Source organism: Marasmitruncus massiliensis, assembly GCF_900186535.1.
Classification (GTDB): domain Bacteria; phylum Bacillota; class Clostridia; order Oscillospirales; family Ruminococcaceae; genus Anaerotruncus; species Anaerotruncus massiliensis_A.
This window is the reverse complement of the sequence record NZ_FYDE01000005.1, coordinates 1,557,915-1,571,671: the sequence shown is the minus strand read 5'-3', so window position 1 is coordinate 1,571,671 and position 13,757 is coordinate 1,557,915. Positions and strand designations below refer to the sequence as shown.

The window sequence follows — 13,757 nt, the reverse complement described above, 5'->3', positions numbered from 1 at the left end:
CTGTCAACCGATGCTTTCAACTCTTCCGGATGCTGAAATAGAAATCCAGCGTATCAAAGCGCTTATCCAGCTGCACCATAATATACTGCTGCGTAATTTCGCCAAGGCGCTCCAAAGCCGGTTGCGGCAGCGAAAACTGAAACAGTTTTTCCTGCTCCGCATAAAGGATATGCCGCATGGCGGCCAATACTCCTATTGATACCGGAATACGCCGCTCGTTATCCGGCAGGTTTGCGGCACAGCTGCCGCAGAGAATTCCGGAAGAAAGCGGCATAAAAAACATCTGGCCGGCTTCATAGCAGCCGCAGCCCGCGCAGGCCACAAGATCAGGCATATAGCCCGCCATCGCCATCAGCCGCAGTTCAAAAACAGGTTTGATGAATGTACAGGTGCGCTTGTTCTGATCGAGAAGATAAAGGCTGTTCAGCAGCAGCCGCAGATAATCCTGCGCCTCTTCCTCCCGCGGAGCCAGCTCTGCGGCGAGCTGGCAAAAATAAGCGGCCAGAGACAGCCTTTCAACGTCCGCGCGCACTCCCATAAATACATGGTTGAGATCGGCCTTGTCCACCGTATATTTATCTTTATTGCAAAACAGCACAAAACACGAGTAGCTCAGCAGTTCCACGGAAACTCTCATCGTTCCGCGCGGCTTTCTGGCTCCCCGTGCGTAGGCAGATATAATGCCGCAGTCCCTCGTCAAAAGGGTGAGCACGCTGTCAAACTCATCAACCGATTGCTCCCGCAGCACGATCGCGTCCGTCGTGATATGCACTGCTTTCTCCTGTTAAAGCGGCTCCCTGAGTGGGGGCTGCCGCCTGCATAGTGTGAATGTACTTGAGATAATCTTCAACTTTCCCTGTCTGAAGGAACGCATTATATGCACTGATTTCGTTCGGTTCCACGATTACCACCTCCATCATTCTCAGTAGTATCGTTTCCGGCCGGGCAGTGATTTATAGCAGGGAAAGTCTTTCAGAATTTCCAATAGTTTAGGACTTGACAAACTACAAAAACTAGGTTTTATCAAAAGATATAGTATCATTTTCTGAATAGCACGTCAAGCAACGCGCTTTTTCATACGGCGCTCTGGGAAAACCGTTCTAACAAGTATTTACAACTCAAACAATTTTTAAACAACTTCCGTAAAAATTCTGTACATTTATTCTTCAGCGTGCTATGCTTAAATTAATTTAATGTTGATACGGCGCAAACATATTTTAGTCTATCTTTCCCCTTTTTTTGACGATTTTTTGCCATCATTTTATGATATATTGAATGAAGTGTCATTTTATCTTACAACCCGGGGTGTGCCGTGAATGAAAAAGAAAAACAGAGTTTTTTTTCAAACTATCATAGTGGCTCTCTCTATCCCGGCTGCTATGGCTTTCGCCACGGTTCTCTTTATGTGGAAGCTGGAATCTGCTGCAGAAAACGATATTGCCTATGCCATTTCTGTTTTCCGTAAATCCGTTTATCTGATCATGGTGGTGCCCAGCGTGTTGATATTGATCATGGTTACCCTGCTGGTGTGGCAGCGCAGAAACCGCCTGAAACTGCAGAATCTGCGGAAAGCACTGTCGGCACTTTACGATACGCTGCCCGGCGGGGTGCTGCGCTGCAAAAACGATGACCGCTGGACTGTGCTCTTCGCAAACACAGGTTTTTTCCGGTTTTTAGGCTGCACCAAGCAGGAGTTCTCCGAAATTTACCATGATCAGGCGATTTCGATCATCCATCCCGACGATTACAGAAAAATATCTGCGAACCGTTCGTTCCTTTTGACGTTCGGTTCCGTTTTGGCGGATGAATACCGGGTAATCTGCGCAGACGGGACTATCAAGTGGGTATGGCTGAATACGGAACTGGTTGAAGACGCCACGGGGGAAAAGAGCTTTTACTGTACCTTCACAGATATTACGCCGATGAAAGAAACGCAGGAACAGATGATGGTCAACCAGCGTCTCTATGAAATCGTGCTCGATCAGACGCAGGACACTGTTTTTGAGTGGAATATCCTCGAAAATACCGCTTATTTCTCTAAAAATTTTTATAAAAAGTTCGGGTACGAGCCCAGCACCTCCAACTTTCCGGAATGCATCGAGCAGCACGACAATATTTTCAAAGGCGATCTGGAGTCTTTCCGAAAGATCGGCCGTCAACTGATAAACGGGGAAAAGTTTGCTACAGGCGAGTTTCGCGTAAAAAAAGCGGACGGCAGTTTCCTGTGGTGCTCCGTGTCCGCTACCGCTATCCTTGACCAGGACGGAAAAGCCTATAAGGCGGTCGGCATCCTGTCCGATATTGACGCGCAGCGGCAGGTTCTGCAGACCGCCAAGGAATATGCCCAAAAAGATTCGCTGACAGGACTGTATAACAAGGGCGCTACGGAAAGCCGCATCCGGGCTTACATAGAACAGAAAAAGGCGCCTGCCGCGCTGTTTATCATTGATATCGATAATTTCAAACGGGTCAACGACACGTTAGGGCATCTTTACGGGGATGCGGCGCTGAAAGAAATTGCTTATGCCGTCAAATCCCTGTTCAGAAGCAGCGACGTAATCGGGAGAATCGGCGGGGATGAATTCGTCGTATTTCTGGAACAAATTTCAGATGAGAACACTGTCTATAAAAAGGCGGGCAACATCACCGAAATTTTCCGCCACGCATTTGCGCAGACGAATGTGAACTATCAAATGACCGGCAGCATCGGGGTCGCGTTTTATCCCAAAGATGCGGATAACTATCCCGAACTGTTCGACAAGGCGGATATTGCACTTTATTTTGCTAAAAACCATGGCAAAAACCAGTTTGCGGCTTATTGCGAAAAGGTTGAAGAGGAAAACGTGCTTCGCTGCGGGATCGGATCAAAAAAATATTAACAAGTGTTTGCACTGCATTGAAAAACTCCTCTGCATGATCATCATGCCGGAGGAGTTTTTTGTGCTCAAGAATTAATTATAGCCAAATGATTTGATAATATTTTCGCGGTTGCGCCAGTCTTCCCGCACCTTGACCCAGCATTGCAGGTTCACCTTGCAGTTCAAAAACCGCTCTATATCCTGACGGGACTGTGTGCCGATTTTTTTCAGCATTTCTCCGCCTTTGCCGATGATCATGCCTTTATGCGATTCGCGTTCACAGTAAATCTGCACTTCGATATCCAGAATATCCTGCCCTTCCCGCTCCTTCATCCGTTCTACGGCCACCGCGGTTCCATGAGGAATTTCATCATAAAGCGAGCGCAGCAGTTTTTCACGCACGATTTCCGCAACGATCACGCGTTCAGGCTGGTCGGTAAGCGTATCGGCATCAAAAAAGAACGGGGACGGTTCGGCAAATTTCTCGAGTTCTTCGAGGAGGTCGCGGACGCCGTCGCCTTTCAGCGCGGAAATGGGCACAACTGCGTCAAAATCAAACGCCTGCGTATACAAAAGGATCTGTGCCATGAGCTTTTCCTTCGCGTCAAGCGTATCAATCTTATTGATCGCCAGAATTGCCGGAATCCCCTGCGCGCGAAACGACGCCAGCAATTCCTGCTCCGCTTTGCGGATTTCCCCCTCCGGCTCAACGACAAGAATCGCCGCGTCCACATCGGCGACGCTGTCGGTCACCTGCTTCACCATATACTCAGACAGTTTTGTTCGCGGTTTATGAAGGCCCGGCGTGTCAATAAATACAAGCTGGGTTTCGCCGCGGGTCAGCACACCGGTAATCCGGGTCCTCGTGGTCTGGGGCTTATTGGACACAATTGCGATCTTTTCCCCCAGCAGCGCGTTCAGCAGGCTGGATTTCCCCACATTCGGACGGCCCACAATTGCGATAAATGCTGACTTTGTGCCATAATCGGGTTTTTCTAAATTCATATGGTCTCCTTATGATTTTGAACAATTTAAATGCATTCTATTTTTCCAATCCGAATATAAACCAAAGTGACAGCGCGGCGGAAACTGCCAGCAGAATGATTAAAAACGGAGAGGCCAGAAATCCGCCCGCAAGTGCCAGCAGCTTTTCCGGCTGCCACAGCAAAAAAATCCCCACAGACACACTGACAATGGCGGAAATCAAAACAGCGCCTGCCGCAACATCTTTCGCTGTTTTGGCAAGCGGATGTTTTTGTGGGGAAGCCAGATCAACAACCGCTTCAATAGCGGTATTCAGCAACTCCGTGACAAGAACGTTTCCGATCGTAATGGAAAGCGCCGCAAAATGGAGCCCGTCCAGTTTCAGCAACGCAGCCAGTACGACTACGTAAAACGCCATGACCAGGTGTATTCTGAAATTCCGCTCGTTGCGGATACAAAGCAGAATTCCCTGCCCTGCCCAGCGAAAGCTGTCAGCAAAGCTGCGCAGTCTCTTTTTCATTCCACATCCAACACATAACTGGCGTCCCGGCGAAGACCCAGGCTGGTCAGCACACTCTCTTCCTTTTCACGCATACGGACCTGCTCAATTCCGCCCGCTTCATGGTCATAGCCCAGCAGGTGCAGCATCGAATGCACGGTCAAAAAGCCGATTTCCCGCTGCAGGGTATGGCCGTAAATTTTCGCCTGCTCCACTGCCTTTTCAATAGAAATCACAATGTCTCCAAGCATCAGAGCGCCGGTTTCCATATTGCGGTCATAAACGCCGTTTTCTCCCAGCGGAAACGACAGCACATCGGTGGGCATGTCTTTTCCGCGAAACTCCGCGTTCAGCTGCCGTATCTGCTCGTTGGTTACAAAGCTGACGCTTACCTCAGCGCTGTCGTTGAAGTCTTCTGCATTCAGCACAGCATGGCAGCAGCGCCTGATCAACAGACGGATCCCGCTGGGGATTTTGACTTCCTTTTGTCGGTTTGAAATTAATACTTTCACACTTTCTGCCATTTGTATGATTGCCTCCTATTATTTTCAATCAAAACTTTGATTAATTACGGGGACTATTATTGTAATATTTCTCATAGGCTTTGATAATTTCCTGAACCAAACGGTGCCGCACCACATCTTTTTCCGTGAAATGGATGATCGAAATATCATCCACGTTTTTCAGCACTTTTACCGCTTCCAGCAGGCCGGAACGTTTGGGATCCGGCAGGTCGATCTGTGTCACATCGCCGGTAATAATCGCTTTGGAATTAAATCCCAGCCTTGTCAGAAACATCTTCATCTGTTCGTGCGTTGTGTTCTGCGCCTCGTCTAAAATAATAAAACTGTCATCCAGCGTCCTGCCTCTCATATAGGCGAGCGGGGCAACTTCTATGTTCTGGCGCTCAACATATTTGGCAAAATTTTCACTGCCCAGCATGTCAAACAGCGCGTCGTAAAGCGGGCGCAGATAAGGGTCCACCTTGTTTTGAAGGTCACCCGGTAAAAAACCCAGCTTTTCGCCGGCCTCCACAGCGGGGCGGGTCAGGATGATCCGGTTGACCTCGTGCGCCCGGAACGCCCTCACCGCCATTGCAACCGCAAGATAGGTTTTGCCCGTTCCGGCGGGGCCGACACCGATCGAAATGGTACTGTCGCGGATCGCCTGAATGTATTTTTTCTGTCCCAGTGTTTTCGCCTTCACCGGCTTTCCGGTGGTAGTGATACAGATAACGTCGTCAGAAAGCGAAGCAACCTTGTCCTCCGCGCCTTCCTCCACCATTGTCATGACATAGCGGACATTCTGGTCGGTGATCGCTTCCCCCTTGTTGATCAGGGAAAGCAGCCCTGTAATGGCCCTCACTGCAAAAGACACGCCCTCTTCATCGCCAAAAACCTTGATCTCCGTACCGCGGCAGGTAACTGTCACATTATATTGCTGTTCAATCAGCCGGACGTTCTCATCAAAGCTGCCAAACAAAGCAAGTGCGTGTTCCATGCGGTCAATATTGACAAGTTGTTCAATCATTCGCAAAAATCCATCCTTTTATAAGTGTCCCGCTCCGATATCCCCCTCTATTCAGCAACCGCGAAAACACTATAAAAAATCCTTTTTCTTTGTATATGTTTAGTATAGCACATTTTTTGTAAAGCACAACAGTTTTCACATATTTTTTTCTCAATTTTGTGAAATATTGATAGTTGCATTCTGTTTAGTACCCACTTTCCCGTTCTTCTTTGGAATCTTCGCCCCGGGCACGGTCAATTATGGGAATTTCCACTTGTTTCGCAATGTCTTCTTCGATCAAATAATTTGCCTTTAACACCAGTTTTCCGTCTTCGCAAACCGCGTCTACCGACCTGCTGAGGACTTTCTCATGCGGATTCTTCCGTTCCTGGGCATCCAGTTTTCGCTTTGCGATTTGCAGGGCGGATTCTTCGCGCAGCGTATATTCTTCTTTCTCATAAAATATGTAATTTTCGCTGGTAACTTCAAACGGCAGTTCAAAGCCAAACAGCGCCGGGGCCTGTGTCCTGCTTTCCAGCTTATAATTTCCTTCCAGCTTGCTGTAAAGGAACAGCGGAAGCTTTACACCGAACGCTTCCAGATAGCTGCGTTTCACCACCTTTCCGGTAAGACAGCAGGACTGCTGTACCAGAGGGATTTCAATGGTGATCGTCTCCGGTGCGTGCGCGATTGCCTGCGCGTTTGCCCGCACAAAATGGGTGCTTCCCCACCGGTCCTCAAATACCCCGCTGACAATCAGTTCCCCTGCGCGCACCGTATCGCCCTCGCGGCGTACCGCGATTCCGTCGCGCACTTCCAGGCGCTTGATCTGTCCATCCCGCGACGCCACGACATTGGCCGGAACCCCGGTATCAATCTTTGGCGGGGGCATTGTGCGTTCCCGCACAATCAAAGTTGCGGTATTGCCGTGAAGATTCAGGGTTGCCCAGGAAAGCTCCTTTACCATTAATAACAGCTGACGTTTTACCTCCAAAGGGTTCACCGAACGCTTCCATGTTCCCCGTGTCACTCCAAGTTCCTGCAGCGCGTTAACCATCTGCTGCGGTTCCAGGTTTTTGCATCCCTGCACTTCGATTACCAGGATAAACTGCTGCATAATTATCAAAAAGGCGGCGCACAGTAATGCGCCGATCAAAATTCCCACGCGTTTACGGTATCGGTGAACTAAAAACGGTGCGCCCTGACGCTCTGTGACGCGGGTGCGTACGCCTGCTTTCCGGGCCAGCCGATGCATCCTGTGATATCCGAATACGGTCGTATAGCCGGTAAAAACATAGTCGGTCCTGCGGCAGTTCCAAAGCGGGACGCCATTTTTCGCGCAGAGGCTGATCAGCCTCTCCACGGAGCCGAACTCCGCGCGAAACCTGACCGAGCCGCGCAGCCAGCGAAGGAAGATGACGATAAACATGTTGTTTCCCCCTACCCTGCAAATTCCACTGATGTGAAAAATCCTTCCACAACAATGCTGTCACCGGTCATTGTCCGCAGGCGAAGCCCCCGTCCGGTAAATTTCAGGGTCAGCCTCCCGGCCCTGATCCGCACGACCTGGTCGTTATATTCGAGCACGCTCTGGCAATGCTCAATCACAGCTTCCTGATTCCCTAAAAGCTCGATTTCAGGAAGCCCTTCCAGCACATCCACCGGCAGTTCCAAAGACCGTGCAATCAGTCCGGGAACCGATATTTTCCGTTCCTGCACCTTACGCTTTTTACGCATCGAAACCCCTCCGCTATTCCTATGAATTTTTACAGCACCTAGTTACATAAGTATTATAGTCGTCCCCATTTTATGTAACGGAGGAAGCGCCATGAAAAGGACGGGTACTGTTCCGGCTGTGCTGGCGGTATGCACTGCCGCAGGACTGCTCTGGAAGACACAGGAAGTTGCCGAAGGCGTCCGCACCGGGCTGTCGGTCTGCGCGGGGACAGTCATTCCGTCCCTGTTCCCTTTTATGGTTTTAGCCGGCCTGATTGCCTCGACCAGCGCCGGCGAGCGGCTCAGCCATGCGGTATCCTCTGTGACAAAGAAACTGCTGGGGCTGCCCGAGGCGCTTGGCGCCGTCCTGCTGATGAGTTTTGTGGGCGGGTTCCCGGTCGGGGCCAAAATGCTCGCGGCCATGCTGGAACACCGGCAAATTGACAGCGAAACCGCTTCTTATTCGCTGTGTTTCTGCGTAAACGCGGGACCATCTTTTGTAATTTCAGCGGTGGGCGCCGCAATGCTCGGCAGCCTTAGCGCGGGACTGATCCTGCTTGGCGCGCAGCTGCTTTCCGCGCTGATTATCTGTGGATTTGTATCCCGCCGCAGGCTGGAACCTGTCCCGCCGGTCAAAGGGACCCCGTCCTCCTCCGCCGCCTTTGTCGAAGCCGTCCGGGGAGCCGCGTCCGGCATGCTTGGCATCTGCGCATTCATCACCGCTTTTTCCGCTTTGACCGCGCTGCTGAACGCGCTTGGCCTTGTGAGCGCGGCCTGCGGGGCCCTTGGATACCTGTTCCCACAGCTTGACAGCCCGTTCTTCTCCGCGCTGATTACCGGCCTTATGGAGGTCACCAGCGGCTGCAAAGCCGCCGCCGCGCTTCATACAAGAGCCGGATTTGTGCTCTGCGCGTTTCTGGTTTCTTTTTCCTCCCTGAGCATCTCCTTTCAGGTGCAGTCCTGTTTCCCGGGCGGCTGCGGGATCCGGTTTACGCCTTACTGCCTTTCCCGGCTGATTCACGGCGGGATGACCGCGCTTCTCGCCTGGTTCGGATGGAACCTGCTGCCGGAAAAAGAACTGGCGGTCATGATTTTCGCCGGGCGGCCCGTTCCGCAGGCGGCGCCCAATATGATGATCAGTTCCGCTTGCCTTATCTGTATGTGCGCGATTCTTGTGCTGAATCTTCCGAAGACTGCCAAGTATGCCAAAAAGCCAAAATACCGCCCGCGCTGATTTTGTCTTTGTCTATTATTATCCATAGAAATCTATGGTGAAATAGGGTATAATGGAAACCGAAACTTTGAGGAGGCACCAGACGAATGAAGCAGAGATTGTTTTCCAGTGAAATTTCTCCGGCCTGCACCTACTGTAAATTCGGATTCCTTACACGTGACGGCCGTTCTGTGCTGTGTGAAAAAAAAGGGGTCTGTTCCCCCTACGATTCCTGCCGCCACTATCGTTACGCCCCCCTGAAGAGGGTTCCAAAACGCCCGAATGTACTCCCAAAATATGAAAAGTCGGATTTTGAATTATGAATAAAAGGAATGTTCGCCCCATGAAGCACCGTAGTTTGCTGGCGGCGCTGCAAACTTTGCTGCTGTCGCTTGCAGTCATCATTGCAACTGCCGCCACCACATTTGCGGTGTCCCGCCTAATTTCCGAGAAACTCGAAATCAAGACGTACCCGCAGGGGATCCCGGCGGCAGCGGAGGAATTGCGCGCGCTGAGCGTGCGCACAAAAAACAATATTGATTTCCCCAGTTCTCCGAACCTGCCCGCAAAAGAGCTGAAAGAGGAACTGGACGAACTGGCCCTGTTTGCACATACATATGGCTATAACGCCATCTTTTTTGAAGCGGTCCCCGAATGTGATGCGTTTTACCATTCATCCGTCCTTCCATCCAGCGCTTACTGGACCGGAAGTCAGGGTGCTTTCACCTTTTTTGATCCGCTGAACTACCTGACCGATATCACCAAAGAATACGGAATTCAGGTTTACGCAGTCATCGACCCGTTTTCGGTTGCTGAAAGCGGGCTCAGCGACAAAAGCCCCGCCGCAAAAAACCCGGAATGGGTCACGGACGGTTTTTTAAATCCGGAAGAGCCCGGCGTGCAGAAACTGGTCGGAAAGGTCGTCGATGAACTGACCTCCAATTATGACATTGCCGGTGTGGTGCTCAGCGAAGTGGACAACAGCACCTACCAAACGATAGAGCACTACAGCGAATCCGTTGCAAAGGTTGCCGCTCACGCCCATGACGCTATTCAGCACAAGGATGTCCAACGGCTTGGCATCGTGGTTAACAGCGGTTCCATACTGTCTGCCAAGGAGAATCTCGCAGAACTGCCGGTCAGAAAAGGGGATGTCGATTTTATTGTCGCCGCATCCTCAGGCGAAGCGGGGTCTGACACCTTTTTCTCGGAACTGAGTGCATGGAAAGAGCTGTGTGCTTCGCAGTCGTCGGATACCCGCGCCATCCGCTTTTATTCGTTACATTCGGCGGATGACGACCAGGCCTTCAGCCATCAAATTGATGACAGCCTCTATTTAGAGCGGGAGGCCGGCGCTTCCGGAGCGGTTATCAGCCACTATACTTCCTTAGATACAACGGAGCGTACAGCCGCGTACTCCCTGGCCGCAACCTTCGCGCAGGTGCGTTCATCCGCGGTGCCCGACCTAAGCTACAGCCGGACATTTTCCATTGCACGCCCGGAACAGGCTCTTACGGTTGATTCCTCGTGGGAAACTTACTTTATTACAGGTACGTCCGACCCAGATAAACCCCTGTATTACAACGGTACGGAGGTCGAAAGAACTGGGGAAAACGGTCTTTGGGGCGTTTTGGTCCGCGTTTCCTACGGCACCAACACCTATACCTTTGAACAGGACGGTGTTTCAAACACCGCCACAATTATACGGGAACAGCCGGGCGGTGCGACCCCGATCAACACCATCGTCAAGTCCTCCGCCTACCCTGCCAACCCGGAAGCCGTCCTCTACGGGCAGTCGCTGAAACTTTCCTGCACCGCACCGTCCGGCGGGACAGTGACCGCTACCGTCGCGGGAATGACGCAGGCGCTGACACAGGTATCCCAGGCACAGAACGGGCTGCCCGCAACCTATCAGGCAAGTCTGGACCTTTCCTCTGTCGCGGTCCCCGGACAGGTCAAAAACGTAGGCGCAGTCACCTATCAGCTGAACTATGCGGGGATGAACAACTCCCAGCAGTCGTCGGGTGAAGTGTATGTGGCCGGCGAAGGGGCCGTCCCGGTCGCCAAAATGAAGACCTTTGTCGTTCCGGTGAACCAGAATGCGGCGGACGACGGGCTGTACGCCACCATCCTGAAGCAGGGCTGTGCGGACTATATTCTGGAGAACGTCGGCAGCTACTATAGGCTTTCTTTCGGCGGATATGTGCTGAAAAACGCGGTCGAACTTTCCGAGGGTGTCGTTACGGCTGAAAACACCGTATCCGTCATGTCTATGAGCGCGGCCGAAAAGGGCGAGCGCCTTGTCCTGTCGGGAACGTCGCGTCCGGCATTTACAGGCACTCTGACAGACGACACGCTGACGGTTACCCTTTACCACATCGCCGGTTTCGAAAACATGAATACGGCGCGGCTGGAAAGTCAGCTGTGTGATTCCATTGAGAGCTCTATTGACGAGGAATCCGGCAATGTCACGCTGACGTTCCACCTCAAGGAAACCACAGAACTGAACGGCTGGGATGTACAGTTTCAGGGCAATGACATGATGATTTATCTGCGCCAGAAGCCAAAGCTGCAGACAGATTCCCCGAAGCCGCTGTCCAATGTTTCCGTAGTCATTGACCCCGGGCATGGCGGAAGCGATCCCGGCGCGGCGGGTATTCCATACCACGAAGGGCCGTGGGAAAAAACGCTCAACCTTGCCAACGCTTACGCGCTGCAAAGCCGTCTTGAGGCGCTTGGCGCCACCGTCACCCTGACGCAGGAAGACGAAACCATGACGCTTAACGACCGCATGGAACTGACGCAGGCACAGGATGCCGATGTATTTATCTCCTGCCATCATAACGCACTGTCCGAAACCGTCGACGGCAACAACGCGGCCGGCATTGAGGTCTTTTATTATAATGATCAGTCGAAGGATTTCGCGGACCAGATCGGCGCCGGGCTTTCCGAGCTTACCGGCCGGAAGCTGCGTTTCACGGAACAATCATGGTACCGCGTTACCATGATGACCGCGTGCCCGTCTGTTCTTGTAGAATCCGGTTTTCTCTGCAACCCCTCGGAATACGAGAAAATCGCCAGCGATTTCGCAATGCAGCAATACGCGAATGCCGTGGCCGATGCGGTAATAAAGTTATTCCAATAAATATAAAACAGGAAAGGCACCCGCATATTTGTGGGTGCCTTTCCTGTCTGCATTGATTAAAGAGCAGCTTCAATGATCGGTTTGAGCTCTTCCGGCGTAACGGTCGGCTCAAATCTTGCCTTTACCTCACCGTCACGGCCCACCAGGAACTTTGTAAAGTTCCACTTGATCCCGTTGCCTTCCAGGTTTTCAGGATAGTGCTCCTTAACGACGCTTTGGATTTTCCTGCCCATCTCCTTGTCCAGTTCGAAGCCCTGGAAGGGTGCGGCATCCGAAAGGAATTTAAATAAGGGATCGGCGGTTTCACCGCGTACATCCGTTTTTGAGAAAAGCGGGAAGGTTACTCCGTAATTCAGCCGGCAGAAGGAGGAGATTTCGTCGTTACTGCCTGGGTCCTGCGCAAGAAACTGGTTGGAGGGGAACCCAAGGATTACCAGCCCCCGGCCTTTATATTCCTGGTAAAGCTTTTCCAGGCCGTCATATTGCGGCGTAAAGCCGCATTTGCTTGCAGTGTTGACGATGAGAAGCAGTTTCCCGGCGTAATCAGAGAGAGCCTCTTCTTTCCCTTTGATATTTTTTACTTTAAAATCATAAACAGCCATTTTTCAGCATCCTTTCTTGATCTATGTCATTAAAATATACTTTTTTTGTATACTTAGATTATAGCACCTTTTGTTTTGTTGTCAATAGAATTCAGAAAACAATTCCATATTTTTATGATAAAAATGGCTGCGCCGAGTCCGGCAAAACTCGGGCAGCCACTTTATTTTTATTTGCAAAGGTTTAGCCAAACTGAATGCCCTGATAGGTTTGCTGCAACAGATCACACGAATGGTTAAACAGATCCGATTCCTCTTTCGTCAGAGAGAGGGAAATAATCCGTTCAATGCCGTTGCGGTTCACAATGCAGGGAACCCCCACATAGACATCATGACGCCCGTATTCTCCATCCAACATTGCGGAAACTGTCAGAACGCTGCTTTCATTCCCAAGGATTGCTTTCGTAATGCGAACCATTGCCATGCCGATGCCGTAATAGGTGGACTTTTTCGCTTCAATGATTTTTTGCGCGGCATTTTTCACATCCTTGCTGATCCGCTCCATGCCCTCACAATTTTGATTCCCGCCATTTTCTCTGCAAATCTGTAAAACCGGTTTTGTCGCGATAAGTGCCTGCGACCAGGGCACAAATTCGCTGTCCCCATGCTCACCCATTACATAGGCGTGCACATTTCTCGGATCCACCTGAAAATATTCTCCAAGCATATACCGCAGGCGTGCGGTATCCAGAGTGGTACCAGTCCCAATTACATGTTTTCTGTCAAAACCGGAGAGCTTCTGGGTAATATGTGCCATAATATCCACCGGGTTGGTTGCGATTAAAAAAACCCCCTGGAATCCCGAAGATACAACCGGGTCTATGATTGACCGGAAGACCTCTGTGTTGCGTTGGAGCAAATCCAACCGGGATTCCCCCGGCTTCTGGGAGACACCAGCCGAAATCGCCACAATATCGGCGTCTTTGCAGTCCTCATAAGCGCCGGCATAAATTTTCATATGGGAACCTGAAAAAGCAAGCCCATGGTTGAGGTCCATCGCCTCGCCCTCCGCTTTTTTCCGGTCAATGTCAATCAGTACGAGTTCGTCGCAGGCATTCTGATTCAGCATGGCATACGCATAGCTCATACCAACAAACCCGGTTCCCACCAAGGCAACTTTTCGATTATCATTTTTCACGGTTAACACCTCCAGATTACATCCTCAAGTGTTCTACATTTGGAACATGATTATGCCTATGATTCAATGTCATTCTTACTCTATTTAAAAAGGGAA

14 protein-coding genes are annotated in these 13,757 nt (G+C 51.0%); 4 read left to right on the top strand and 10 right to left on the bottom strand.

Annotation, left to right across the window (positions count from 1 at the left end; genetic code table 11):
- Positions 1–16: 16 nt before the first annotated feature.
- Positions 17–772 carry a DNA repair protein RecO gene (gene recO, locus C1A10_RS15625; protein ID WP_101911136.1) on the bottom strand — a complete coding sequence of 252 codons (756 nt, stop codon included), beginning with the start codon at positions 770–772 and terminating at the stop codon, positions 17–19.
- The gene (locus tag C1A10_RS18595; protein WP_180951175.1) at positions 726–902 is read right to left on the bottom strand and encodes a hypothetical protein; all 177 of its coding nucleotides are present in this window, start codon (positions 900–902) and stop codon (positions 726–728) included. Before C1A10_RS18595 ends, recO begins: the two co-directional genes overlap by 47 nt.
- Positions 903–1,316: 414 nt before the next feature.
- Between C1A10_RS18595 and C1A10_RS15620 the strand changes: the two genes are divergently transcribed.
- Positions 1,317–2,879: a GGDEF domain-containing protein gene (locus C1A10_RS15620; RefSeq protein ID WP_101911135.1), complete on the top strand. Its 1,563-nt coding sequence runs from the start codon at positions 1,317–1,319 to the stop codon at positions 2,877–2,879.
- A gap of 72 nt (positions 2,880–2,951) precedes the next feature.
- Here C1A10_RS15620 and era read toward each other — a convergent pair whose 3' ends face one another.
- The 6 genes from era to C1A10_RS15590 form a co-directional block, all read right to left on the bottom strand.
- Positions 2,952–3,863, bottom strand: a complete 912-nt coding sequence (era, locus tag C1A10_RS15615; RefSeq protein WP_101911134.1) for a GTPase Era — start codon at positions 3,861–3,863, stop codon at positions 2,952–2,954.
- Between the two features lie 37 nt (positions 3,864–3,900).
- A complete protein-coding gene (locus tag C1A10_RS15610) occupies positions 3,901–4,362 on the bottom strand; it encodes a diacylglycerol kinase family protein (RefSeq protein ID WP_101911133.1) in 462 nt (153 codons plus the stop codon).
- Positions 4,359–4,865, bottom strand: a complete 507-nt coding sequence (ybeY, locus tag C1A10_RS15605) for an rRNA maturation RNase YbeY (protein WP_101911132.1) — start codon at positions 4,863–4,865, stop codon at positions 4,359–4,361. The genes C1A10_RS15610 and ybeY overlap by 4 nt, the downstream gene beginning before the upstream one ends.
- A gap of 40 nt (positions 4,866–4,905) precedes the next feature.
- Entirely contained in the window at positions 4,906–5,871 is a 966-nt protein-coding gene (locus C1A10_RS15600; RefSeq protein ID WP_101911131.1) for a PhoH family protein, read from the bottom strand.
- Between the two features lie 184 nt (positions 5,872–6,055).
- The gene (locus tag C1A10_RS15595) at positions 6,056–7,279 is read right to left on the bottom strand and encodes a sporulation protein YqfD (protein ID WP_101911130.1); all 1,224 of its coding nucleotides are present in this window, start codon (positions 7,277–7,279) and stop codon (positions 6,056–6,058) included.
- Positions 7,280–7,290: 11 nt separating this feature from the next.
- On the bottom strand, positions 7,291–7,587 hold the full coding sequence (locus tag C1A10_RS15590) for a YabP/YqfC family sporulation protein (RefSeq protein WP_101911129.1): 297 nt from the start codon (positions 7,585–7,587) through the stop codon (positions 7,291–7,293).
- A gap of 91 nt (positions 7,588–7,678) precedes the next feature.
- Between C1A10_RS15590 and C1A10_RS15585 the strand changes: the two genes are divergently transcribed.
- The 3 genes from C1A10_RS15585 (at position 7,679) to C1A10_RS15575 (ending at position 11,924) form a co-directional block, all read left to right on the top strand.
- Positions 7,679–8,800 carry a hypothetical protein gene (locus tag C1A10_RS15585; RefSeq protein ID WP_101911128.1) on the top strand — a complete coding sequence of 374 codons (1,122 nt, stop codon included), beginning with the start codon at positions 7,679–7,681 and terminating at the stop codon, positions 8,798–8,800.
- 86 nt (positions 8,801–8,886) lie between these two features.
- Positions 8,887–9,102: a hypothetical protein gene (locus C1A10_RS15580; RefSeq protein WP_101911127.1), complete on the top strand. Its 216-nt coding sequence runs from the start codon at positions 8,887–8,889 to the stop codon at positions 9,100–9,102.
- The gene (locus C1A10_RS15575) at positions 9,099–11,924 is read left to right on the top strand and encodes an N-acetylmuramoyl-L-alanine amidase (protein WP_101911126.1); all 2,826 of its coding nucleotides are present in this window, start codon (positions 9,099–9,101) and stop codon (positions 11,922–11,924) included. The genes C1A10_RS15580 and C1A10_RS15575 overlap by 4 nt, the downstream gene beginning before the upstream one ends.
- Positions 11,925–11,980: 56 nt before the next feature.
- On the opposite strand, the gene C1A10_RS15570 is transcribed toward C1A10_RS15575, so the two are convergent.
- Positions 11,981–12,526, bottom strand: coding sequence for a glutathione peroxidase (locus tag C1A10_RS15570; RefSeq protein WP_101911125.1), 546 nt, complete (start codon positions 12,524–12,526; stop codon positions 11,981–11,983).
- A gap of 181 nt (positions 12,527–12,707) precedes the next feature.
- The gene (locus C1A10_RS15565) at positions 12,708–13,661 is read right to left on the bottom strand and encodes an L-lactate dehydrogenase (protein ID WP_101911124.1); all 954 of its coding nucleotides are present in this window, start codon (positions 13,659–13,661) and stop codon (positions 12,708–12,710) included.
- Positions 13,662–13,757 lie beyond the last annotated feature (96 nt).

Bases quoted from the DNA above. Each gene is read 5' to 3' on its own strand.
- C1A10_RS15610 (WP_101911133.1), bottom strand. From the start codon at position 4,362: ATGAAAAAGAGACTGCGCAGCTTTGCTGACAGCTTTCGCTGGGCAGGG.
- C1A10_RS15575 (WP_101911126.1), top strand. From the start codon at position 9,099: ATGAATAAAAGGAATGTTCGCCCCATGAAGCACCGTAGTTTGCTGGCG.
- C1A10_RS15620 (WP_101911135.1), top strand. From the start codon at position 1,317: ATGAAAAAGAAAAACAGAGTTTTTTTTCAAACTATCATAGTGGCTCTC.
- ybeY (WP_101911132.1), bottom strand. From the start codon at position 4,865: ATGGCAGAAAGTGTGAAAGTATTAATTTCAAACCGACAAAAGGAAGTC.
- C1A10_RS15600 (WP_101911131.1), bottom strand. From the start codon at position 5,871: ATGATTGAACAACTTGTCAATATTGACCGCATGGAACACGCACTTGCT.
- C1A10_RS15590 (WP_101911129.1), bottom strand. From the start codon at position 7,587: ATGCGTAAAAAGCGTAAGGTGCAGGAACGGAAAATATCGGTTCCCGGA.
- C1A10_RS15570 (WP_101911125.1), bottom strand. From the start codon at position 12,526: ATGGCTGTTTATGATTTTAAAGTAAAAAATATCAAAGGGAAAGAAGAG.
- C1A10_RS15585 (WP_101911128.1), top strand. From the start codon at position 7,679: ATGAAAAGGACGGGTACTGTTCCGGCTGTGCTGGCGGTATGCACTGCC.
- C1A10_RS15595 (WP_101911130.1), bottom strand. From the start codon at position 7,279: ATGTTTATCGTCATCTTCCTTCGCTGGCTGCGCGGCTCGGTCAGGTTT.
- era (WP_101911134.1), bottom strand. From the start codon at position 3,863: ATGAATTTAGAAAAACCCGATTATGGCACAAAGTCAGCATTTATCGCA.
- C1A10_RS15580 (WP_101911127.1), top strand. From the start codon at position 8,887: ATGAAGCAGAGATTGTTTTCCAGTGAAATTTCTCCGGCCTGCACCTAC.